Genomic DNA, 20,223 nt, shown 5'->3' with positions numbered 1-20,223 from the left:
CAGCAGTGAACCGTTCCGACACCGTCACCACCGTGCTCGTCGCCAATCGCGGCGAGATCGCCCGCCGGGTGTTCGCCTCCTGCCGGCGCGCCGGCCTCGGCACCGTCGCCGTGTTCTCCGACGCGGACGCCGACAGTCCGCACGTCACGGAGGCGGACGTCGCGGTGCACCTGCCCGGCACCGCCCCCGCCGACACCTACCTCCACGGCGAGGCGATCATCGCCGCCGCCCGCACGGCGGGGGCCGACGCGATCCACCCCGGATACGGGTTCCTCTCGGAGAACGCCGAATTCGCGAGGGCGGTCCTCGACGCGGGACTGACCTGGATCGGGCCGGACCCGGACTCCATCGCCCGGATGGGTTCGAAGGTCGAGGCCAAGAAGATCATGGCCGACGCCGGCGTGCCGGTGCTGGCCGAGCTGGACCCGGCCGCGGTGACCGAGGCCGACCTGCCCGTGCTGATCAAGGCTTCCGCCGGCGGCGGCGGCCGCGGCATGCGGATCGTCCGCGACCTGGCCGAACTGTCCGACCAGCTCGCGGCGGCGCGACGCGAGGCGCAGTCCGCGTTCGGCGACCCGACGGTGTTCTGTGAGCGCTACCTCGAAACGGGCCGGCACATCGAAGTGCAGGTTCTCGCGGACCGGCACGGCACCGTGTGGGCGGTGGGGGAGCGCGAATGCTCGATCCAGCGCCGCCATCAGAAGGTGGTCGAGGAGGCCCCGTCGCCGCTCGTCGACGCCACGCCCGGCATGCGGGAGCGGCTGTTCGAGGCGGCCCGGCGCGCCGCGCACGCCATCGACTACGAGGGCGCCGGGACGGTCGAGTTCCTCGCGACCGGGGCGAGCGGAGCGACGGGGGATGTCACCGGGGCGAGCGGAGCGACGGGGGATGTCACCGGGGCGAGCGGAGCGACGGGGGATGTCACCGGGGCGAGCGGAGCGACGGGGGATGTCACCGGGGCGAGCGGAGCGACGGGGGATGTCACCGGGGCGAGCGGAGCGACGGGGGATGTCACCGGGGCGAGCGGAGCGACGGGGGATGTCACCGGGGCGAGCGGAGCGACGGGGGATGTCACCGGGGCGAGCGGAGCGACGGGGGATGTCACCGGGGCGAGCGGAGCGACGGGGGATGTCACCGGGGCGAGCGGAGCGACGGGAGATGTCACCGCGGAGGGTGAGTTCTTCTTCCTCGAGATGAACACCCGGCTGCAGGTCGAGCACCCGGTCACCGAGTGCACCACCGGGCTCGACCTCGTCGACCTGCAGCTGCAGATTGCTGCCGGCGGCCGTCTCGATCCCGAACCGCCGCAGGCGAGCGGACATTCGATCGAGGTGCGGCTCTACGCGGAGGATCCCGCTCAGGACTGGCGGCCGCAGTCCGGCACGGTGCACCGCCTCGCCCTGCCCGGTCGTGTCGCCGAGTTCGAGGTGCTGACCGGACCCGGGCTGCGGCTGGACGCCGGCGTGCAGGACGGCTCGGTGGTGGGCGTGCACTACGACCCGATGCTCGCGAAGGTGATCGCCTACGCCCCGACCCGGGACCGCGCGGCCCGCATGCTCGAGACGTCGCTGGCCCGCGCGGAGGTGCACGGTCTGCGCACCAACCGGGACCTACTCGTGAACGTGCTCCGGCATCCCGGGTTCCTGGCCGGAAACACCGACACCGCCTTCTTCGACACCCACGGGCTCGCCACGCTCGCCGCGCCGCTCGCCGACGCCGCCGCCGAGTCGCTGTCCGCGCTCGCCGCCGCCCTGGCCGACGCCGCCGCTCGTCGTGCGGCGGCAACGGTCGCCCGCGGCCTGCCGAGCGGCTGGCGCAACCTGCCGTCGCAGCCCCAGGTCAAACGGTACGACGGTGACCACGGTGAACACGAGGTGCGGTACCGGCTCACCCGGCACGGTCTGGTCGCCGACGGCCATCCGGGCATCGTCCTCGTCGCGCACGGCGCGCGCCGGGTGGTGCTTGCGATCGACGGCGTGCAGCGGCAGTTCCACGTCGCGCGCTACGGCGACGCGGTGCACGTGGACTCCTCGCTCGGTCCGGTACGGCTGCGAGCGATCCCGCGGTTCGTCGAACCCTCGGCCCACGTCGCCGCGGGATCGCTGCTCGCGCCGATGCCCGGGTCGGTGATCCGGATCGGGGCCGCGGTCGGCGACGCGGTCGACGCGGGACAACCGGTCCTGTGGCTCGAGGCGATGAAGATGGAACACATCGTCAAGGCCCCCACCGCGGGCGTGCTCACCGAACTGCCCGTCGCCGTCGGCACCCAGGTCGAACTGGGCGCCGTGCTGGCCGTCGTCACCCCCGCCGAGTCCGGCGAACCGTCCGCCCCGGCCGACATCGAGGAGTAACCATGAGCGTCATCGAAACCGACGAGCAGAAGCAACTGCGGGCCGCGGTCGCGGGCCTGGCCAAGCGCTACAACTACACCGACTACGTGCTGCCGAAGGCCCGCAAGGGCGAACCGTTGACCGAGCTGTGGCGCGAGGCCGCCGGCCTGGGGTTCCTGGGTGTGAACCTGCCGGAGGAATTCGGCGGCGGTGGGGCCGGCATCTACGAACTCGCCCTGGTGCAGGAGGAACTCGCCGCGCAGGGCTGCGGGCTGCTGCTGGTGGTCGTCTCACCCGCCATCTGCGGCACCATCATCGCCAAGTTCGGCACCGACGAGCAGAAGCAGCGCTGGCTGCCCGGGCTCGCCGACGGCTCGAAGATCATGGCGTTCGGCATCACCGAGCCCGACGCCGGGTCCAACTCGCACCAGATCACCACCGTCGCACGCCGCGACGGCGAGGACTGGATCCTGCACGGCAGCAAGATCTACATCTCCGGCGTGGACCAGGCCGACGCGGTGCTCGTCGTCGCCCGCACCGAGGACGCGAAGAGCGGCAAGTTGCGGCCGGCCCTGTTCATCGTCCCGACCGATGCCGAGAACTTCGTCAAGACGCCGATGGAGATGGACATCGTCGAGCCGGACCACCAGTTCACCCTGTTCCTCGACGACGTGCGACTGCCGGCGGACGCGCTGGTGGGAGAGCCGGACGCGGCGCTGATGCAGTTGTTCGCCGGTCTGAATCCCGAGCGGATCCTCGGCGCGGCGATGGCCGTCGGGATGGGCCGCTACGCCCTGGACGCCGCGGTGCGGTACGCCAACGAACGCACCGTGTGGAAGTCGCCGATCGGGGCACACCAGGGCATCGCACACCCGCTCGCCCAGTGCAAGATCGAGCTCGAGCTGGCGAAGCTGATGATGCAGAAGGCGGCGGTGCTGTACGACAGCGGTGACGACTTCGGTGCCGCCGAAGCCGCGAACATGGCCAAGTACGCCGCGGCCGAGGCCAGCATCAAATCGCTCGACCAGGCGATCCAGACCCACGGCGGGGGCGGGCTCACCCGGGAGTACGGGCTGGCCGCGATGCTCGGCGCCGCGCGTATCGCACGGGTGGCGCCGGTCAGCCGGGAGATGATCCTCAACTTCGTGTCCCAGCACTCGCTGGGTCTGCCGCGGTCGTACTGAGGGAGCGCCGGTGTCCGAGACATTCGTCCGGTACGAGGTGAGCGAGGGTTTCGCCACCCTCACTCTCGACTCGCCGCACAACCGCAACGCGATCTCCGCCAGGCTCGTCGCGCAGCTCCGGCAGGGACTTGCCGACGCGGCCGCCGACGACGGGGTCCGCGCCGTCGTGCTCACCCACGAGGGCGGCACCTTCTGTGCCGGGGCCGACCTGAGCGAGGCGAGCGCCGCGGAGGGTGGCGCCGCGGCGGCGGCCGCCGCCCGGACCCGGGAGATGACGGCGGTGCTGCGCTCGATCCTGGAGCTGCCCAAACCGGTGATCGGGCGAATCGACGGGCACGTGCGCGCCGGCGGCATGGGGTTGGTCGGCGCGTGCGATCTCGCCGTCGCCGGGCCGCGGTCGACGTTCGCGTTGACCGAGGCCCGGCTGGGATTGGCCGCGTCGATCATCTCGCTGACGGTGCTGCCGCGGCTCACCTCCCGCGCCGCGAGCCGCTACTTCCTCACCGGGGAGCGGTTCGGGCCGGAGGTTGCGGCGGCGATCGGCCTGGTCACCGTCGACACCGACGATCCGCGGGCCGCGGTGGCGGAGATCCTCGCCCAGCTGCGCGAGTGTTCCCCGCAGGGGCTGGGCGAATCCAAGAGGCTGACCACGATGCGGATGCTCGCCGACTTCGACCGGTACGGGGAGGAGCTGGCGGAGCAGTCGGCGCGGCTGTTCGGCTCGCCGGAGGCGGTCGAGGGGATGACCGCTTTCCTGCAGAAGCGGCCACCGGCGTGGAGCCGTCCGTGAGGGACGGTCCGTCGCCCCGGCCGGACCCGACCGGGACGTGGTCGAGATCTGCCGGGCCGGGCGCGCACGTGCGGGCGGTCGTCGGCGGCACCCGTCCCGGGTGCCTCACGTGGACGGTCACCCTCCGCGAGCCGGCGCGGCGGTCTGCCTAATCTGATCGCCATGAGCAGCCCGTCCCCGGACACCCGCCGTCGCGGCGAGCAGGAACGCAGCCGCGCCACCCGCAAGCGGATCCTCGATGCGGCGGTGGCCGTGCTGGTCGAACACGGCTACTCCAACGCCACCACGGTGCGCATCCAGCAGGCAGCCGGCGTGTCCCGCGGACGGCTGCTGCACCACTACCCGTCGCGGGACGCGCTGCTCGTCGCCGCCGTGCATCACCTCGCCGCCCAGGGGGTTCAGGGGCTCGACCGAGACCGCCCCTGGCCCACCGACCCGATCGCACGGATCGCCGCCGCGGTCGACCGGATGTGGTGGCACTTCCGGCAGCCGTACTTCTGGGCCTCGATGGAACTGTGGCTCGCCGCCCGCGGCCACGAGGAACTCCGGGCCGAGTTGCTGCCGCTCGAACGCATCCTGGGGCGGATGATCAAGGAGCAGACGACGGCGAACTTCGGTCCCGAGATCGCGAACCGCCCCCGGTTCGTGGAGGTGCGTGACCTGATCTACCAGGCGATGCGCGGGGCGGCCCTCGGCTACGCCATCGACCCGCGCGACCCGCTGACCGAACCCCAGCTGGCGGTGTGGCGCCGTCAGCTCGAACAGGTCCTCGTGGACGACGAACCCACGGCCGCCACCGGCGAGGACGCGCCGCGATGACCCGCCAGCCCAAACAGGATCGGAGCCGGGTCACGCGCCGCCGGCTGCTCGAGGCGAGCATCGACTGCCTCGCGGAGCTGGGGTGGGGCGCGACCACCGTGGGCGTCGTCGCCGAACGGGCGGGGGTCTCCCGGGGCGCCGCGCAGCACCACTTCCCGACCCGGGAGGACCTGATCACCGCAGCGCTCGAGTTCATGTTCGACAGCCGGATGGACCTCGCCCGCCGCGAGCCCGTCGACATGCCCGTCGGCGTCGCCCGTACCGAGGCGGTGGTGCGCCGGCTCGTCGACTACTACACCGGCAGCCTGTTCAAGGCGGCGCTGCAGGTGTGGACGGCCGCGGCCGCCGATCCCGAACTGCGGGCCCGCATCGTCCCGCTCGAGGAACACTTCGGCCGCGTCGCCCACCGGGTCGCCGTCGAGCAGCTCGGCGTGGACGAGGTCGACCCGACGGTGCACCGCATGGTGCAGGCGACCCTCGACCTCGCGCGCGGCCTCGGCCTCGCCGACGTCCTCACCGACGACTCGCGGCGTCGGGCCGAGATCGTGAAGCACTGGGCCGCGCAGCTCGACACGGTGCTCGACGCGGCCCGGCAGCGTGCGGCGGCGCAGCACCCGGCCGGTTAGGTTGGTGTCATGCTTCCCAAGCCGGCCACGGTCGCGGTCCTCGGGCTCGTCGGTGCCGTCGTCGCCGGGTGCGGTTCGGATGCGGCCGAGACCCCGGCTCCGGGCGCGGCGCCCACGCTGGCGGTGACCGAGCCGGGCCCGTTCTTCGGTGCGTGCGGGTCGGTCACCGACGACGAGGTGGCCCGGGCCTTCGGGTTGGGGTCGTTCGCACAGATCACCCGCAACTCGGTGGGGTGCGAATGGGAGCTGGTCGGGGCGGGCGGCCCGAGCGTGACGTTCTCCTGGTACCGCGGCAGCCCGATCGGCCGCGAACGAGCCGGTTCCGACCTGATCGGCCGGCCCGCGATCGACGTGGAGATCGACGGCAGACCCGGCTTCCAGGGCTCGGCACAGAACGACGTCGGGCAGACCGTGCTGTGCGAGATCGGCGTGCAGTTCGGCGGCGACTTCGTGCACTGGTCCGTGACGTACGGGTCCTTCACCCCGGCCGCGGACGCGTGCGTGGTGGCCCGCGACCTGGCCGAGCTCAGCGCGGAAAGGGCACAGGAGTGACGCGGACGATGCGGGAGGCGGCCCTGCCGGCAGTGCTGGTCCTGGCTGCGGCGCTCGCCGGATGCGGCAGCACGATCGAGGGTCAGGCGGTGCCGCAGGGGGCCGGATCGGGTGGCGCCTCCGCCGAGTTCACCCGCCTGCTCACCGAGTGCGACGCCGTCACCGACGAGCAGATCGCCGAGGCGGTCGGCGTGGAGGCGGTCGAGCGGGGCTTCTTCGGGGCGATCTGCCGGTGGGACACTGCGGGCGGGGCGGCGAAGATCACCTTCAACTGGTTCGAGACGGGTTCGCTGGACACCGAGCGGGGGACGGCGCAACGGCTGGGGTACGCGGTGGAGAACACGACCGTGGAGGGCCGGCGGGCCGTGCTGATGCGCCCGCCCGACGACCCGGCGTCCTGCGGGATCTCGGCGGGAGCGTCCACGACAGGGATCTTCGGCTGGTGGGTCCAGTACGCCCCCGGCCCGCAGTCCTCGGATTCGTGTGCGGCGGCCGTCACGCTGGCCCGACTGACCCTCGACCTCAGCAGTTGAGCGCCGGCGGACCCCCGCGACTCGCTTTGACCTCGCGCCGCGCCGCCGGGTATCGTTGTGGGTCGTGTCCGGCATGCCCGGGCCGATCTGTGTGCCTATGCGAGGTAGTGCCGTGCGCGCGGTCTGTGGAATCTCCGCAGGAGCGAGCCCCCGGCTGCCTGTGTGGGGGTACGCGACACGCCCGACCTCGTGTGCACACGAGGGGTGGGTGCGGGGCAGCAGCTCTCTTGCCCCAACCGATGGATCCCTAATTTCAGAACAGCCAAGGTTGCTCGTGCGAGCAGTCTTCAGACAACGAGAAAGCCGGTAGATGCCAACCATCAATCAGCTGGTCCGCAAGGGCCGCCGCGACAAGGCCGCCAAGGTCAAGACCGCGGCCCTCAAGGGCAGCCCGCAGCGTCGCGGCGTGTGCACTCGCGTGTACACCACCACCCCGAAGAAGCCGAACTCGGCGCTCCGGAAGGTCGCCCGCGTGCGTCTGACCAGCTCCGTCGAGGTCACCGCGTACATCCCGGGTGAGGGTCACAACCTGCAGGAGCACTCGATGGTGCTCGTGCGCGGTGGTCGTGTGAAGGACCTCCCCGGTGTCCGCTACAAGATCATCCGCGGTTCGCTCGACACCCAGGGTGTCAAGAACCGTAAGCAGGCGCGCAGCCGCTACGGCGCGAAGAAGGAGAAGGGCTGATGCCACGTAAGGGTCCCGCTCCGAAGCGTCCCCTGATCGCCGACCCGGTCTACGGGTCGCCGCTGGTCACCCAGCTGGTCAACAAGATCCTGCTGGACGGCAAGAAGTCCACCGCCGAGCGCATCGTCTATGAGGCACTCGAGCGGGCGCGCGAGAAGACCGGCACCGATCCGGTCGTCACCCTCAAGCGCGCGCTGGACAACGTCAAGCCCGCCCTCGAGGTGCGCAGCCGCCGTGTCGGTGGCGCCACCTACCAGGTGCCGGTCGAGGTTCGTCCCGGCCGTTCGACCACCCTCGCGCTGCGGTGGCTGGTCACCTTCTCGCGTCAGCGTCGTGAGAAGACGATGGTCGAGCGTCTCGCGAACGAGCTCCTCGACGCCAGCAACGGTCTGGGTGCGTCCGTGAAGCGTCGCGAGGACACCCACAAGATGGCCGAGGCCAACAAGGCGTTCGCGCACTACCGCTGGTGAGTCGCTGCCGGTCGGGAGGGTCCGGTGCTACCGACATCCTCCCGGCCGGCCGCTCGCACAACTGTGTCGGTCCCTGAAGGCCGGCTGAACATCCGAGAACACTGGTCCGCACCCTAGGACCGACACGAGCTACGAGCGGGGTTACCTGTGGCACAGGAAGTGCTGACCGACCTGAACAAGGTCCGCAACATCGGCATCATGGCGCACATCGATGCCGGCAAGACCACGACGACCGAGCGCATCCTCTTCTACACCGGTGTGAACTACAAGATCGGTGAGACCCACGACGGTGCGTCGACCACCGACTGGATGGAGCAGGAGAAGGAACGCGGCATCACCATCACCTCCGCCGCGGTGACCTGCTTCTGGAACAAGAACCAGATCAACATCATCGACACCCCCGGCCACGTCGACTTCACGGTCGAGGTCGAGCGGTCGCTGCGCGTCCTCGACGGCGCGGTCGCCGTGTTCGACGGCAAGGAGGGCGTCGAGCCGCAGTCCGAGCAGGTCTGGCGGCAGGCTGCCAAGTACGACGTTCCGCGCATCTGCTTCGTCAACAAGATGGACAAGATGGGCGCGGACTTCTACTTCACGGTCCAGACCATCATCGACCGCCTCGGCGCCAAGCCGCTCGTCCTGCAGCTGCCGATCGGTGCCGAGGACGCGTTCGACGGCGTCGTCGACCTGGTCGAGATGAAGGCCTACACCTGGCGTGGCACCGTCGAGATCGGCGCCGAGCCGACCGTCGAGGAGATCCCCGCGGACCTGGCCGACAAGGCCGCCGAGTACCGCGAGAAGCTGCTCGAGACGGTCGCCGAGAGCGACGAAGAGCTCATGGAGAAGTACTTCGGTGGCGAGGAACTGACCGTCGCCGAGATCAAGGGCGCCATCCGGAAGCTGACCGTCGCCTCCGAGCTGTACCCGGTGCTGTGCGGGTCCGCGTTCAAGAACAAGGGCATCCAGCCCATGCTCGACGCGGTCATCGACTACCTGCCGAACCCGCTCGACATCGGCGAGGTCGAGGGACACAAGCTCGGCGACGAGGAGGAGACCCTCACTCGCAAGCCGAGCAAGGACGAGCCCTTCTCCGCGCTGGCGTTCAAGATCGCCGCGCACCCGTTCTTCGGCAAGCTGACCTTCGTGCGCGTGTACTCCGGTCGCATCGAGCCCGGCGCCCAGGTGCTCAACGCCACCAAGGGCAAGAAGGAGCGCATCGGCAAGCTGTTCCAGATGCACGCCAACAAGGAGAACCCGGTCGACGAGGCGGTGGCCGGCCACATCTACGCGATGATCGGCCTGAAGGACACCACGACCGGCGACACCCTGTGCGCGCAGGACGCCCCGATCGTGCTCGAGTCCATGACCTTCCCGGACCCGGTCATCCAGGTCTCCATCGAGCCGAAGACCAAGTCCGACCAGGAGAAGCTGGGCACCGCGATCCAGAAGCTGGCCGAGGAGGATCCCACCTTCTCCGTCGAGCTCGACGAGGAGACCGGCCAGACCGTCATCGGCGGCATGGGCGAGCTCCACCTCGACATCCTCGTCGACCGGATGCGTCGCGAGTTCAAGGTCGAGGCCAACGTCGGCAAGCCGCAGGTGGCGTACCGCGAGACCATCACCAAGCCGGTCGAGAAGCTCGAGTTCACGCACAAGAAGCAGACCGGCGGTTCCGGCCAGTTCGCGAAGGTCATCATCGCCCTCGAGCCGTTCGTGGGCGAGGACGGCGCGACCTACGAGTTCGAGAACAAGGTCACCGGTGGTCGCGTGCCCCGCGAGTACATCCCGTCGGTCGACGCCGGTGCGCAGGACGCGATGCAGTACGGCGTGCTCGCCGGGTACCCGCTGGTGAACGTCAAGGTCACCCTGCTCGACGGCGCCTACCACGACGTGGACTCGTCGGAAATGGCGTTCAAGATCGCCGGTTCGCAGGCTCTGAAGGAGGCTGCGCGCAAGGCCGCGCCGGTCATCCTCGAGCCGCTCATGGCTGTCGAGGTCACCACCCCCGAGGACTACATGGGTGAAGTGATCGGCGACCTCAACTCCCGCCGTGGCCAGATCCAGGCCATGGAGGAACGCAGTGGTGCCCGTGTCGTGAAGGCGCTGGTTCCGCTCTCGGAGATGTTCGGTTACATCGGTGACCTGCGGTCGAAGACCCAGGGTCGCGCGAACTTCTCCATGGTGTTCGATTCCTACGCTGAGGTTCCGTCGAACGTCTCGAAGGAAATCATCGCCAAGGCGACCGGCGAGTAACCTCGGTTGCAGAACCGGTCGGCTGCACGACCAAGTAAGTAACAAAACCGCACTGCTGCATACTGCAAGCAACAACAGTCCAGGAGGACCCTCAAGTGGCGAAGGCGAAGTTCGAGCGGACCAAGCCGCACGTGAACATCGGCACCATCGGTCACGTCGACCACGGCAAGACCACCACCACGGCTGCCATCACCAAGGTGCTCGCCGACAAGTACCCGGACCTGAACGAGAGCTTCGCGTTCGACCAGATCGACAAGGCTCCGGAGGAGAAGGCTCGTGGTATCACGATCAACATCTCCCACGTCGAGTACCAGACCGAGAAGCGCCACTACGCGCACGTCGACGCCCCGGGTCACGCCGACTACATCAAGAACATGATCACCGGTGCGGCTCAGATGGACGGCGCGATCCTGGTCGTGGCCGCCACCGACGGCCCGATGCCGCAGACTCGCGAGCACGTGCTGCTCGCCCGTCAGGTCGGTGTGCCCTACATCCTGGTCGCCCTGAACAAGGCCGACATGGTCGACGACGAGGAAATCCTCGAGCTCGTCGAGATGGAGGTCCGCGAGCTGCTGGCCGCCCAGGAGTTCGACGAGAACGCCCCGGTCATCCCGATCTCGGCGCTCAAGGCGCTCGAGGGCGACGAGAAGTGGGTCAAGTCCATCGAGGACCTGATGGACGCCGTCGACGAGTCCATCCCGGATCCGGTTCGTGAGACCGACAAGCCGTTCCTCATGCCCGTCGAGGACGTCTTCACCATCACCGGTCGTGGCACGGTCGTCACCGGCCGCATCGAGCGCGGTGTCATCAACGTGAACGAGGAGGTCGAGATCGTCGGTATCCGTCCGACCTCGACCAAGACCACGGTCACGGGCATCGAGATGTTCCGCAAGCTGCTCGACCAGGGCCAGGCCGGCGACAACGTCGGTCTGCTGGTCCGCGGCATCAAGCGCGAGGACGTCGAGCGCGGCCAGGTCGTCGTGAAGCCGGGCACCACCACTCCGCACACGGAGTTCGAGGGCCAGGCCTACATCCTCAACAAGGAGGAGGGCGGCCGCCACACGCCGTTCTTCAACAACTACCGTCCGCAGTTCTACTTCCGTACCACGGACGTGACGGGCGTTGTGACCCTTCCCGAGGGCACCGAGATGGTCATGCCGGGCGACAACACCGAGATGTCGGTCGTCCTGATCCAGCCGGTTGCCATGGACGAGGGCCTGCGCTTCGCGATCCGCGAGGGTGGCCGCACCGTCGGCGCCGGTCGCGTCACGAAGATCATCAAGTAGGCACCGCCTACGCGATCATCAAGTAGGCACCGCCTACGCGATCATCGAGTGAGCTGGTTCTCGCTGACGTCGAACGGCGTCCATCCTTCGGGGTGGGCGCCGTTCGGCGTTTCCGGCGTCGAGCGAATGTATCGCCGAGCCGATAAGCCGCGGTGAGCGAGACATTCGCTCAGCTCGGCCGGCGGCGGCTCCGGCCGTGGGCTCGGGCAGTGGGGGCTCGAGCGACGGGAAAGCGGCTACGCGGCGGGTTCGGGGTGAGCCGGATCCAGGTGCAGCAGCACCTGCGTCGCCACCCGGGCCCCGCCCAGCGCGCGGGCGGCCCGCTCGGCGGTTTCCTCGGCACGGGCGGTGAAGTCGGCGACGTCGATGTTCGGATCCGCATACACCGTGATCGACAGGGTCGGCAGGTGGCGCTCGACGACGGCCCGGCTGCGTGTGGCCCGCACCCCGGGCAGGGCCGCCAGCTCGCCGGCGACGCCGTCGGCCACCGGTCCGAGCTCCACGGCCAGGGTGGCCTCGGTGACCTCGTCGTACAGCTGCACCCGCGACGTCCGGCGCCGGGAGAAGTTGACCGCCAGGAGCACGATCCCGATTGTCACGCCCACGGCGACGGCGGTCCACAGCGCGCCCTCCCACCAGGACTGGTCCGGGATGTCGATGATGCGCGGGCGGTCCAGGCGGGCCAGCCATTCCCGGGCGAAACTCACCTGCCAGAGCCAGGCCAGCGCGAACGCCCCGGCGCCGAGCAGTGCGGCGCCCACGGCGAACGTGAGCAACCGGTTGACCAGGACGGTGCGCAGCTTCATCGCGCCGTCCTCGGCCGATGCACCTGCACCACGAGCGCGATCGGCTCGGCGAGCAGTTCCAGGTTCGGGGCCACCGCGCCCCGGACCGCGGCGACCAGATCGGCGGTCGACTCCTCACCCGATCCCACGATGCTGACCAGCGCCCGGCGACGGTCCACGACGGTGCGGGCCGCGTACACGCCGGGCAGCGTCGACGCGTGGGCGCTGCACATCCGGGCCAGGTCGGTTCGGCGCATCCACACCGTGGGAACCGGTCCGGACACCTGCAGGGGCACGTGCGTGCGGCGACGCGGCTTGACGGCCACCACCACGAGCACGACCCCGAGCAAGACCAGCGCCGCGGCGACGGGTGCGATCCAGCTCTGCCAGTGCAGCCGGCCGAACCACTCGAAGGAGTTCCGCAGCCACGGCGCGCCCGCATACGTGCCGCGGACGATGAGCAGTTCCCGGGCCGCGGCGAACGCGAGCGCCAGTGCCCCCACGGCGATGAGCGCGGCCGCCGGCGCCGCGGCCGGGTGGGCGAGGGGCGGCAGCGGCGCGACGACCGGGACCGGAGCCCGGTACTCGGTCCGGGCGACGATGTCGGCCTCGGTGTACTCGACCGGCACCGACGGTTCGCTGCGTTCGGCCGCCTCGGCGACGGACGTCGCGGCGACGAGGACGTTGAGTTCGTGCACCGGCAGACCGGTCAGCTCGTGGAGTTGACGGTCGACTGCGTCGTGCACCCGCCGGGTGAGGGCGGCGGCGTCGTAGGGCCATTCGGCCGCGATGTACAGGTTGACCGCGACGGCGCCGCCGCCGGTGGTGACGTCGGCGCGGGGCAGGTCCCGCCCGGTGAACAGGCTGAGTCCGCCGCGCTGGCGGATCACCCCGGGCACCTGGAGGGCGGCGGCCGCGGCGATCCGCTCGACGGCGCGGTCCTTGATCACCAGCTGTCCGCGGTGCCCGACGGGGTCGACCGTCTCGGGAGCGACCGCGTCGGCGCCGGCCCGGGACGGCAGCGTCTCCGGCTCGGTGGGCCTGGAGTCAGCCACGGCCCCGGCTCCGCAGCAGCGCGCCCAGGTCGAGGAGGCCGTCACGGTGGGCACCGACAGCCATGCCGAGGGCGCCGAGCAGGATGCCGAACAGCAGGCCGCTGAAGCCGCCGAGGATGCCGGCGAGGGCGAGGAGCAGACCCGCCAGGAGTCCGATGGCGGTGTTGCTGACAGGGGTGTGGTTCACGGGGTCACCTCACTGGTCGGGTGCTCGCCGTCGGGCGACGGGATCCGTAGGTCTTCGATGGTCACGTCGACGGGGACGCCGACCAGCGGCCCGAGCCGGTCCCGGACGGCGGCCGCGACGGCGTACAGGTCGGCCGGGTACTCGACGACGATGTGCACCGCGCACGTGTCCGCGCCGAGGCGGATCCCGGTGACACGCCGGCCCGGCAGATACGTCGCGACCTCGCCGAAGGCTCCGCCGTGCAGCTCGGCGACGCCGGGCACCTGGAGGGCGGCGGCCGCGGCCAGTTCTGCGGGCTCGGCGGGGGTGGTCACTGGACGCGGGGTTTCAGGTCTTCGGCGACGCCCGTGGCCTCGTCGAACAGCACGACGTCGAAGACGGTGATGTTGACTTCGGTGACCTCGAGGCCGGTCATCCGTTCGACGGCGGTGATCACGTTGTGGCGGATCGCGACCGCGAGTTCGTGCAGGGCCACGCCGTATTCGGCGACGACGCCGATGTCGATCGCGGCCTGCTTCTCGCCGACCTCCACGGCGACGCCCTGCCCGTGGTTGATCCGCGCGCCGGGGATGCGGTCCCGAAGCGCCCCGACCACGCGTGCGGTGCCGGCGCCGACGTCGTAGACACCGCTGATCTCGCGGGTCGCGATTCCGGCGATCTTGGCCACGACCGCGTCGGCGATGATGGTGCGCCCCTGCGTATCGACCGGTCCCGGCGTGATTCCGTTGCCGAACTGCACGCGGCTGATGCCTGCGCCGCTGTCGCTGGTCATGGGGGCTCCTCGTCGGCCTGCCGGATGAAGTTCTGTCCCCTCCGACTGTAGTAACTCCGGGCGGGTGCGGGGGGCGCGGCTCGCGCAGGAACGACGCGCTGTCCGGGGGTCCGCGCATTTGGTAAAACAGTTGCACGGATTGCGGTGGCCTGAGTCACTGTCTGAGGAGAGGGCGGAGCGGGTGGGTGTGACGGGTACGCAGCGGATCGTCGTGGTCGGGGCCGGATTGGCGGGGGTGCGCGTGGCCGAGGAACTGCGTGGCGGCGGATTCGACGGGGAACTCGTCCTGATCGGCGACGAACCGCACCTGCCCTACGACCGGCCGCCGCTGTCGAAGGAGGTGGTCCGGGGCGGCACCGACGACACCACACTGCGGCCGCGGGAGTTCTTCGACGACCAGCGCATCGAGCTGCGCCTGGGGGTCCGGGCGCGCGGGCTCGACCCGGCGACTCGTACCCTCGCCCTGTCCGACGGTCAGCGCGTCGGCTTCGACGAACTGATCATCGCAACCGGGCTGCGACCGAGGCCGCTGCCCGGCACGGCCGGGCTCGCCGGAGTACACGTGCTGCGGTCGTTGGACGACAGCCGGGCCCTGCGCGCTGCGGTGGTCCCGGGCGGACGAGCGCTCGTCGTCGGCGGCGGATTCATCGGGTGCGAGGTCGCGGCGAGTCTGCGGGGGCGGGGCATGGACGTGGTACTGGTCGAGCCGCAGGCCGCCCCGCTCGCATCCGTTCTCGGCGAGCAGGTGGGCGCGCTGGTCGCCCGGCTGCACACCGAGGAGGGCGTGCAGGTCCGCACGGGCGTCGGGGTGCAAGAGGTGCGCGGCGGCGGCCGGGTCACCGGGGCGGTCCTCGGTGACGGCACCGAACTCGAGGTGGATGTGGTCGTCGTCGGCATCGGCTCGGTGCCGGTCACCGACTGGCTCGACGGTTCGGGCGTGCGCGTGGACGACGGAGTGGTGTGCGACGGCGTGGGCCGCACGTCCGTCCCGCACGTGTGGGCGGTCGGCGACGTCGCGGCCTGGGAGGTCTCGGACGGCCCCCGCGCGCGGCTCGAGCACTGGACAAACGCCGGAGAGCAGGCGAAGGTGCTCGCCGGCGCGCTCCTCGGCTCCGAGAGCGATCCGGTCGCGCAGGTGCCGTACTTCTGGAGCGATCAGTACGACGTGAAGATCCAGGCGCTCGGCGCGGTCCGCGCCGACGACACCGTGCACGTGGTGCGCGACGACGGCCGCAAGTTCCTCGCCTACTACGAACGGGACGGCCGCCTGACGGGTGTGGTCGGCGCGGGGCTGGCCGGACAGGTGATGAAGATGCGGGGGAAGATCGCCGCGGGTGCGCCGATCACGGAGATCCTCACGCCCACGTCGTAACCGCCGAGTCGGCGACCGCTAGATTCGTAGGGTGATCGTTGCGCTCATCGACTCGGGTCTCGGCCTGCTCCCGACGTCTGCCTGGCTGCGCCGATTGCGTCCCGAACTGGACCTGATGCTGTCGATGGACCCGGACGGCGCCCCGTGGGGGCCGAAGCCCGGGGACTGGGTGATCGACCGGGTCGTGCGCACCGCGGAGCGGGCCGTGACCCGGGGTGCCGAGGTGGTCGTCCTGCCGTGCAACACGGCGTCCGTGACCGCGCTCGAGCATGTGCGCGAGGCCCTCGGTGACGAGATCCCGGTGATCGGAACCGTGCCGGCGATCAAGCCGGCCGCCGCGGTGTGCGAATCGGTGGCGATCTGGGCCACCGCAGCAACCACCGCCAGCCGCTACCAGGCCGACCTCGTCGCGCGGTTCGCCGGCGACAGCAAAGTGGTAGGGGTGGCCTGCCACGGGCTCGCCGACGCCATCGACCGCGGCGAAACGACCGCCGCGGCCACGGCGATCGCGGCGGCGGCGGAACGGACCCCGGCCGACGTGCGCGGTGTCGTCCTCGGCTGTACCCACTACCCGCTGGTGGCCGACGTCATAGCCGCGCACCTGCCGGCCGGGGTACGCCTGTTCGACAGCGCCGAGGCGGTGGCGGCGCAGACTCTGCGGCGTATCGACGCCCTCGGCCGGCCCTGGGCGGGCAGCGGGCGGGTCGAGGTGTTCCTGAGCGGCAGGCCCGGCGAGCTTCCCCCCGGTGCCCTCGGCTACCCGGCGGGCCGCGGGCTCGTCGACGGCTTCGGTGACCCGACCGCGGGGCTGCCCGGCGACGACGCTCCACGCGCCGGAACGCGCTGACCGGTCGTTCCGCTCAGCCCATCCCGGCCATGCCCGCGGCGACGAGCCGCGCGACGCCGCCGAGTTCGTCGGGGGAGGGGCCGTCGAGACCGAACAGCCGGTCGACCGTGGCCGCGGAGAACATCGCCGACACCCACGTCGTCGCACAGGTCCGCAGGGTGCCCGGTTGTATCGGGCCGGGCACGCTGGCCTGCAGGACCCGCATGGTGGCCTCCTGGAGGGAGGTGCGCAGCCGGCGCAACGGGGCGCGCAGGCCGGGATGGCTCTCGGCCTCACGCCAGATGACCCGGAGCAGCGAGGAGTGGTGGGTGCGCAGGTCGAGGGCGGCGTCGAGGTTGACGAGACTGGCCGCCGGGTCGCCGGGGGAGACGAGGCCGGTGACGTCCTGGATCGGTTCGGCGGGCAGTCGCTCGGCGACGAGCGTCTCGAGGATCGATTCCTTGGTGGGGAAGTAGTAGAAGATCAGTCCCTTGGGTACGTCGGCGGCGACGGCGATCGCGGTCGTCGAGGTGGCGTCGAAGCCGTGGGCGGCGAAGAGGGTTTCGGCGGCGTCGAGGATGTGTACTCGCGCGGCGTTGTCCCGCCGGGCGCGACGGCGCGGCGGTTTCGAGCCCGGGGTGCTCATGGCGTTCACCTCCGGGGGCACGGGCGGGAATGTGAAGGCGCCAGGGGCGTGGGCGGACGGCCGGCATGCCGGCCGTCCGCGGGGTGAGCGGTGGTGATCAGTGGTGCGTGGCCAGTCCGCCGTGTCCGTGCATCCGCGCGTTCATCGCGGGCAGTGCTGCTACCGCGACGACCACGGTGAGCACGCCCACCACCCAGGCCGTCCAGGATGCACCGCTGTACTCGGTGTAGCCCATGACCCAGGGGGAGAGGAACAACAGCACGCCGAATACACCCATCGCGTAGTCGATCGCTGCCATCGTGGGCCGGACGATCTGCGCGAGTCCGGTCAGCGCGATCAGCACGCCGAGAACGACGAGGGTCCACGTCGTCGTGGTGTCGGTGGTGACCCACAGGGGGGACAGGGCGGTGAAGACGCCCAGGATCACGGCCACGTAATCCTGTAGCCGGCTGTCGGAGAACATGTCGAGCCTCCTAGTGCGTATCGGGTCCTGTCTTCGGTATAACCCTGATCGACCGGTCGGTCAACGGTCGGGACGTTGCACTGCGGTAACGCTCGAGCGCAGGTGAGAGGCGGTTTTTACAGGGAAGTGACCGGGTGGGGAATGATCTCCGCGCCCGGCATGTTCCACTAGATCGTTGCCTTGGTCAACGAACTGTCGACTGTTCCCACGAGTTCCGAGGAGGTCCGATGCCGGAGCCGACGCCGGGTCGCTCCCTGCCACGCCGTCACGGTTTCCTGGCGGTCGGCACGGCCAGCTTCCTGCTCACCGCGTCGTCGTCCGCTCCCTCCCCGCTCTATCCGCTGTACCAGCAGCAATGGGGCTTCTCGCCGGGAATGCTGACCGCCGTCTTCGCCGTGTACGCCCTGGCCCTGCTCGCCACCCTGCTGACGATCGGCTCGATCTCCGATCAGGTCGGCCGCCGGCCCGTGCTGATCGGAGCGCTACTGCTGCTCGTGGTGAGCATGGGCGTGTTCATCCTTGCCGACGACGTGGGCTGGCTCGTCCTGGCCCGCGTGCTGCAGGGCCTCGCGGTCGGGGCGGCTACCGGAGCCGTGAGCGCCGCCGTGATCGACCTGCAACCGAGCCCCAGGCTCGGATCGTTCGTCAACAGTGTCGCGCCGTCGCTCGGGCTCGCCCTCGGTGCCGCCGGCGCGGGACTGCTCGTTCAGTTCGCGCCCTTTCCGACTGTGCTCGTCTACGTCCTCGTCGTCCTGATGGCGCTGGCGCTGGCCGCCGTGCTCGTCTTCGTCCCCGACCGGGTACCCGCGCCGGGCTTCGCTACCCGCCGGGCCGCGCTGCGCAGCCTGCTGCCGAGTGCGTCCGTGCCGGCCGGGGTGCGGGGCCCGTACCTGGTGATCCTGCCGGCCCTGCTGTCGGCGTGGTCGCTCGGCGGGCTCTACATGTCTCTCGGACCGTCGATCGTGGGTACGGTCTTCGGGATCGGCAACCGCCTCGTCGCCGGGCTGGCGATCTTCACGCTCTTCGCGTCCGGTTCGGTGGCGGCGACGATGCTCCGCGGTCTCGATCCGCGGCGCGTGGTCGTCGCGGGGACCGCGATCCTGGCCACCGGCGTCGGCGTCGTCGTGACCGCCGTGCTCGGTGGGTGGGCCGTCGCCTACTTCGCCGGGACCGCCGTCGCGGGCTTCGGCTGGGGTGCGGCGTTCCTGGGAGCGATGAACGTCATCGGCGGTCTGGCGGCACCGCACGAACGCGGTCGCCTGTTCGCCACCACGTTCGTCGTCTGCTACCTCGCGTTCTCCGTGCCCGCGGTGATCGCGGGCCTCGCGACCGGCGCGTACGGGCTGACCGCGACGACGCTGGGCTACGGCGGCGCCGTGATCGTGCTCGCGCTCGGCGCCGGGGTGGGTGTGGCGCTGCGCGGCCCGCGAAAGCCGGCCGCCCAGCTGGTCGAGGCGCCGGTCCTCGTCCGCTGAGACGAGGACCGACGAGGGACCCGTCTCAGAAGACGATCTTGACGGTGTCCGTCACCGGGCGGGCCTGGCAGCCCAGGACGTAGCCTGCCTCGATGTCCTCGGGGTCGAGGATCTCGCAGTGCTCCATCTCGACCTTGCCGTCGAGGACGGTGCACGCACACGAGCCGCACTCGCCCTCCTGGCAGGAGTACGGCACGTCGAGTCCCTTGGAGAGCATGATGTCGACGAGGGTCTGCGAGCGCGGCCACGGAATCGTGTGGGTCTCCCCGTCCAGCTCGACCTCCACCGTCGCGGCGTCGGCCGCCTCCTCGTCGCTCACCTCGACGGGGGTGTGGTCGGCGAACGGGTCCCCCGCGAGGGAGTTGAACACCTCCGCGTGCACCTGCGTGCGCGGCATGCCGGCGATCTGCAGCGCCCGGTGCACGGCATCCATGAACGGGCCGGGGCCGCACATGAACGCCTCGTGGCTGCTGAACGGGGCCGCCAGGGTGGCGAGCTGCTCGGCGGACGGCAGGCCCTGCACGGACTCGAGCCAGTGCACGACGGTCAGCCGGGTCGGGTACTTCTCGGCCAGGGCGCGCAGCTCCTCGGCGAAGATGACCGACGCCTCGTCGCGGTTGGCGTAGACCAGCACGACCTTGCCGGACCCCTGGGTCAGTGCCGACTTGAGGATCGAGACGACCGGGGTGATGCCGCTGCCCGCGCCGAACAGCAGGAAGTCGTGGTCGAGGGACTTCGGGGTGAAGACGCCCGACGGTGGCAGAACCTCGATGCGGTCACCGGCGGAGATCCGGTCGCACAGCCAGTTGGACCCGTAGCCGTCGACCGTCCGCTTGACCGTGACCTTGGGGGCGTCGTCGGTGTACGGGGAGCTGGCCAGCGAGTAGCAACGGGCCACGGAGCCGGTCTGCTCGCTCGGGATGCGCAGGGTCAGGAACTGTCCGGGCTTGTACGCGAACTTGTCCTGGAGCTCGGCCGGCACGTCGAAGACGATCGAGCGCGAGTCCGGCGTCTCCTCGATGACTGCGGAGACGGTCAGGATCGCGGATCGCGAGCCGTGCGGCACCTCGACTGTCGTCATGGCCAGGTCGGTCCTTCCGTGGTGCGGGTGAAGCAA

22 protein-coding genes are annotated in these 20,223 nt (G+C 70.6%); 14 read left to right on the top strand and 8 right to left on the bottom strand.

Annotated elements, in window-relative coordinates; genetic code table 11:
- The first annotated feature begins 5 nt into the window (after positions 1 to 5).
- From AC2IPW_RS17585 to tuf, 11 genes are all read left to right on the top strand, one after another.
- Positions 6 to 2,351: an acetyl/propionyl/methylcrotonyl-CoA carboxylase subunit alpha gene (locus AC2IPW_RS17585; protein ID WP_486375280.1), complete on the top strand. Its 2,346-nt coding sequence runs from the start codon at positions 6 to 8 to the stop codon at positions 2,349 to 2,351.
- Between the two features lie 2 nt (positions 2,352 to 2,353).
- Positions 2,354 to 3,514, top strand: a complete 1,161-nt coding sequence (locus AC2IPW_RS17580; protein WP_010591984.1) for an acyl-CoA dehydrogenase family protein — start codon at positions 2,354 to 2,356, stop codon at positions 3,512 to 3,514.
- 10 nt (positions 3,515 to 3,524) lie between these two features.
- Positions 3,525 to 4,304 (top strand): enoyl-CoA hydratase family protein, encoded by a 780-nt coding sequence (locus tag AC2IPW_RS17575; RefSeq protein ID WP_003937657.1) that lies wholly within the window; start codon positions 3,525 to 3,527, stop codon positions 4,302 to 4,304.
- 162 nt (positions 4,305 to 4,466) lie between these two features.
- A complete protein-coding gene (locus tag AC2IPW_RS17570) occupies positions 4,467 to 5,123 on the top strand; it encodes a TetR/AcrR family transcriptional regulator (protein ID WP_003937658.1) in 657 nt (218 codons plus the stop codon).
- Positions 5,120 to 5,749: a TetR/AcrR family transcriptional regulator gene (locus AC2IPW_RS17565; RefSeq protein ID WP_003937659.1), complete on the top strand. Its 630-nt coding sequence runs from the start codon at positions 5,120 to 5,122 to the stop codon at positions 5,747 to 5,749. The genes AC2IPW_RS17570 and AC2IPW_RS17565 overlap by 4 nt, the downstream gene beginning before the upstream one ends.
- 9 nt (positions 5,750 to 5,758) lie before the next feature.
- Positions 5,759 to 6,301 carry a DUF3558 domain-containing protein gene (locus tag AC2IPW_RS17560; protein WP_003937660.1) on the top strand — a complete coding sequence of 181 codons (543 nt, stop codon included), beginning with the start codon at positions 5,759 to 5,761 and terminating at the stop codon, positions 6,299 to 6,301.
- Between the two features lie 8 nt (positions 6,302 to 6,309).
- The gene (locus tag AC2IPW_RS17555; protein WP_486377023.1) at positions 6,310 to 6,834 is read left to right on the top strand and encodes a DUF3558 domain-containing protein; all 525 of its coding nucleotides are present in this window, start codon (positions 6,310 to 6,312) and stop codon (positions 6,832 to 6,834) included.
- Between the two features lie 310 nt (positions 6,835 to 7,144).
- Positions 7,145 to 7,519, top strand: a complete 375-nt coding sequence (gene rpsL, locus AC2IPW_RS17550; RefSeq protein WP_003937662.1) for a 30S ribosomal protein S12 — start codon at positions 7,145 to 7,147, stop codon at positions 7,517 to 7,519.
- Positions 7,519 to 7,989: a 30S ribosomal protein S7 gene (gene rpsG / locus AC2IPW_RS17545; RefSeq protein WP_003937663.1), complete on the top strand. Its 471-nt coding sequence runs from the start codon at positions 7,519 to 7,521 to the stop codon at positions 7,987 to 7,989. The genes rpsL and rpsG overlap by 1 nt, the downstream gene beginning before the upstream one ends.
- 147 nt (positions 7,990 to 8,136) lie before the next feature.
- Positions 8,137 to 10,239: an elongation factor G gene (gene fusA / locus AC2IPW_RS17540; RefSeq protein WP_003937664.1), complete on the top strand. Its 2,103-nt coding sequence runs from the start codon at positions 8,137 to 8,139 to the stop codon at positions 10,237 to 10,239.
- A 95-nt stretch (positions 10,240 to 10,334) separates the two neighbouring features.
- Positions 10,335 to 11,525: an elongation factor Tu gene (tuf, locus tag AC2IPW_RS17535; protein ID WP_003937665.1), complete on the top strand. Its 1,191-nt coding sequence runs from the start codon at positions 10,335 to 10,337 to the stop codon at positions 11,523 to 11,525.
- A 236-nt stretch (positions 11,526 to 11,761) separates the two neighbouring features.
- Here tuf and AC2IPW_RS17530 read toward each other — a convergent pair whose 3' ends face one another.
- The 5 genes from AC2IPW_RS17530 to AC2IPW_RS17510 are packed head-to-tail and all read right to left on the bottom strand — an operon-like array spanning position 11,762 to position 14,324.
- On the bottom strand, positions 11,762 to 12,331 hold the full coding sequence (locus tag AC2IPW_RS17530; RefSeq protein WP_003937666.1) for an Asp23/Gls24 family envelope stress response protein: 570 nt from the start codon (positions 12,329 to 12,331) through the stop codon (positions 11,762 to 11,764).
- Complete coding sequence (locus AC2IPW_RS17525; RefSeq protein ID WP_371383502.1) at positions 12,328 to 13,365, bottom strand: DUF6286 domain-containing protein; 1,038 nt, start codon at positions 13,363 to 13,365, stop codon at positions 12,328 to 12,330. The genes AC2IPW_RS17530 and AC2IPW_RS17525 overlap by 4 nt, the downstream gene beginning before the upstream one ends.
- Positions 13,358 to 13,552: a hypothetical protein gene (locus AC2IPW_RS17520; protein ID WP_054374913.1), complete on the bottom strand. Its 195-nt coding sequence runs from the start codon at positions 13,550 to 13,552 to the stop codon at positions 13,358 to 13,360. The genes AC2IPW_RS17525 and AC2IPW_RS17520 overlap by 8 nt, the downstream gene beginning before the upstream one ends.
- Positions 13,549 to 13,866: an Asp23/Gls24 family envelope stress response protein gene (locus tag AC2IPW_RS17515; RefSeq protein WP_054374914.1), complete on the bottom strand. Its 318-nt coding sequence runs from the start codon at positions 13,864 to 13,866 to the stop codon at positions 13,549 to 13,551. Before AC2IPW_RS17515 ends, AC2IPW_RS17520 begins: the two co-directional genes overlap by 4 nt.
- Positions 13,863 to 14,324, bottom strand: coding sequence for an Asp23/Gls24 family envelope stress response protein (locus AC2IPW_RS17510; RefSeq protein WP_003937670.1), 462 nt, complete (start codon positions 14,322 to 14,324; stop codon positions 13,863 to 13,865). Before AC2IPW_RS17510 ends, AC2IPW_RS17515 begins: the two co-directional genes overlap by 4 nt.
- 181 nt (positions 14,325 to 14,505) lie before the next feature.
- On the opposite strand from AC2IPW_RS17510, the gene AC2IPW_RS17505 reads away from it, so the two are divergent.
- A complete protein-coding gene (locus AC2IPW_RS17505; RefSeq protein ID WP_371383504.1) occupies positions 14,506 to 15,696 on the top strand; it encodes an NAD(P)/FAD-dependent oxidoreductase in 1,191 nt (396 codons plus the stop codon).
- Between the two features lie 31 nt (positions 15,697 to 15,727).
- Positions 15,728 to 16,543, top strand: a complete 816-nt coding sequence (locus tag AC2IPW_RS17500) for a glutamate racemase (protein ID WP_486375279.1) — start codon at positions 15,728 to 15,730, stop codon at positions 16,541 to 16,543.
- 13 nt (positions 16,544 to 16,556) lie between these two features.
- Here AC2IPW_RS17500 and AC2IPW_RS17495 read toward each other — a convergent pair whose 3' ends face one another.
- Entirely contained in the window at positions 16,557 to 17,168 is a 612-nt protein-coding gene (locus AC2IPW_RS17495) for a TetR/AcrR family transcriptional regulator (protein ID WP_054374916.1), read from the bottom strand.
- 97 nt (positions 17,169 to 17,265) lie between these two features.
- Positions 17,266 to 17,631 carry an SPW repeat domain-containing protein gene (locus AC2IPW_RS17490; RefSeq protein ID WP_003937674.1) on the bottom strand — a complete coding sequence of 122 codons (366 nt, stop codon included), beginning with the start codon at positions 17,629 to 17,631 and terminating at the stop codon, positions 17,266 to 17,268.
- Between the two features lie 227 nt (positions 17,632 to 17,858).
- Here AC2IPW_RS17490 and AC2IPW_RS17485 point away from each other — a divergent pair, with 227 nt between their 5' ends.
- Complete coding sequence (locus AC2IPW_RS17485; protein ID WP_054374917.1) at positions 17,859 to 19,106, top strand: MFS transporter; 1,248 nt, start codon at positions 17,859 to 17,861, stop codon at positions 19,104 to 19,106.
- A gap of 25 nt (positions 19,107 to 19,131) precedes the next feature.
- Here the strand turns inward: AC2IPW_RS17485 and AC2IPW_RS17480 are convergent, their stop codons facing one another.
- Positions 19,132 to 20,187, bottom strand: coding sequence for a ferredoxin--NADP reductase (locus tag AC2IPW_RS17480; RefSeq protein ID WP_003937676.1), 1,056 nt, complete (start codon positions 20,185 to 20,187; stop codon positions 19,132 to 19,134).
- Positions 20,188 to 20,223: the final 36 nt, after the last annotated feature.

It is taken from the genome of Rhodococcus sp. NS-SX18, from assembly GCF_057367935.1.
This window is presented reverse-complemented; position numbering and strand designations above follow the sequence as displayed.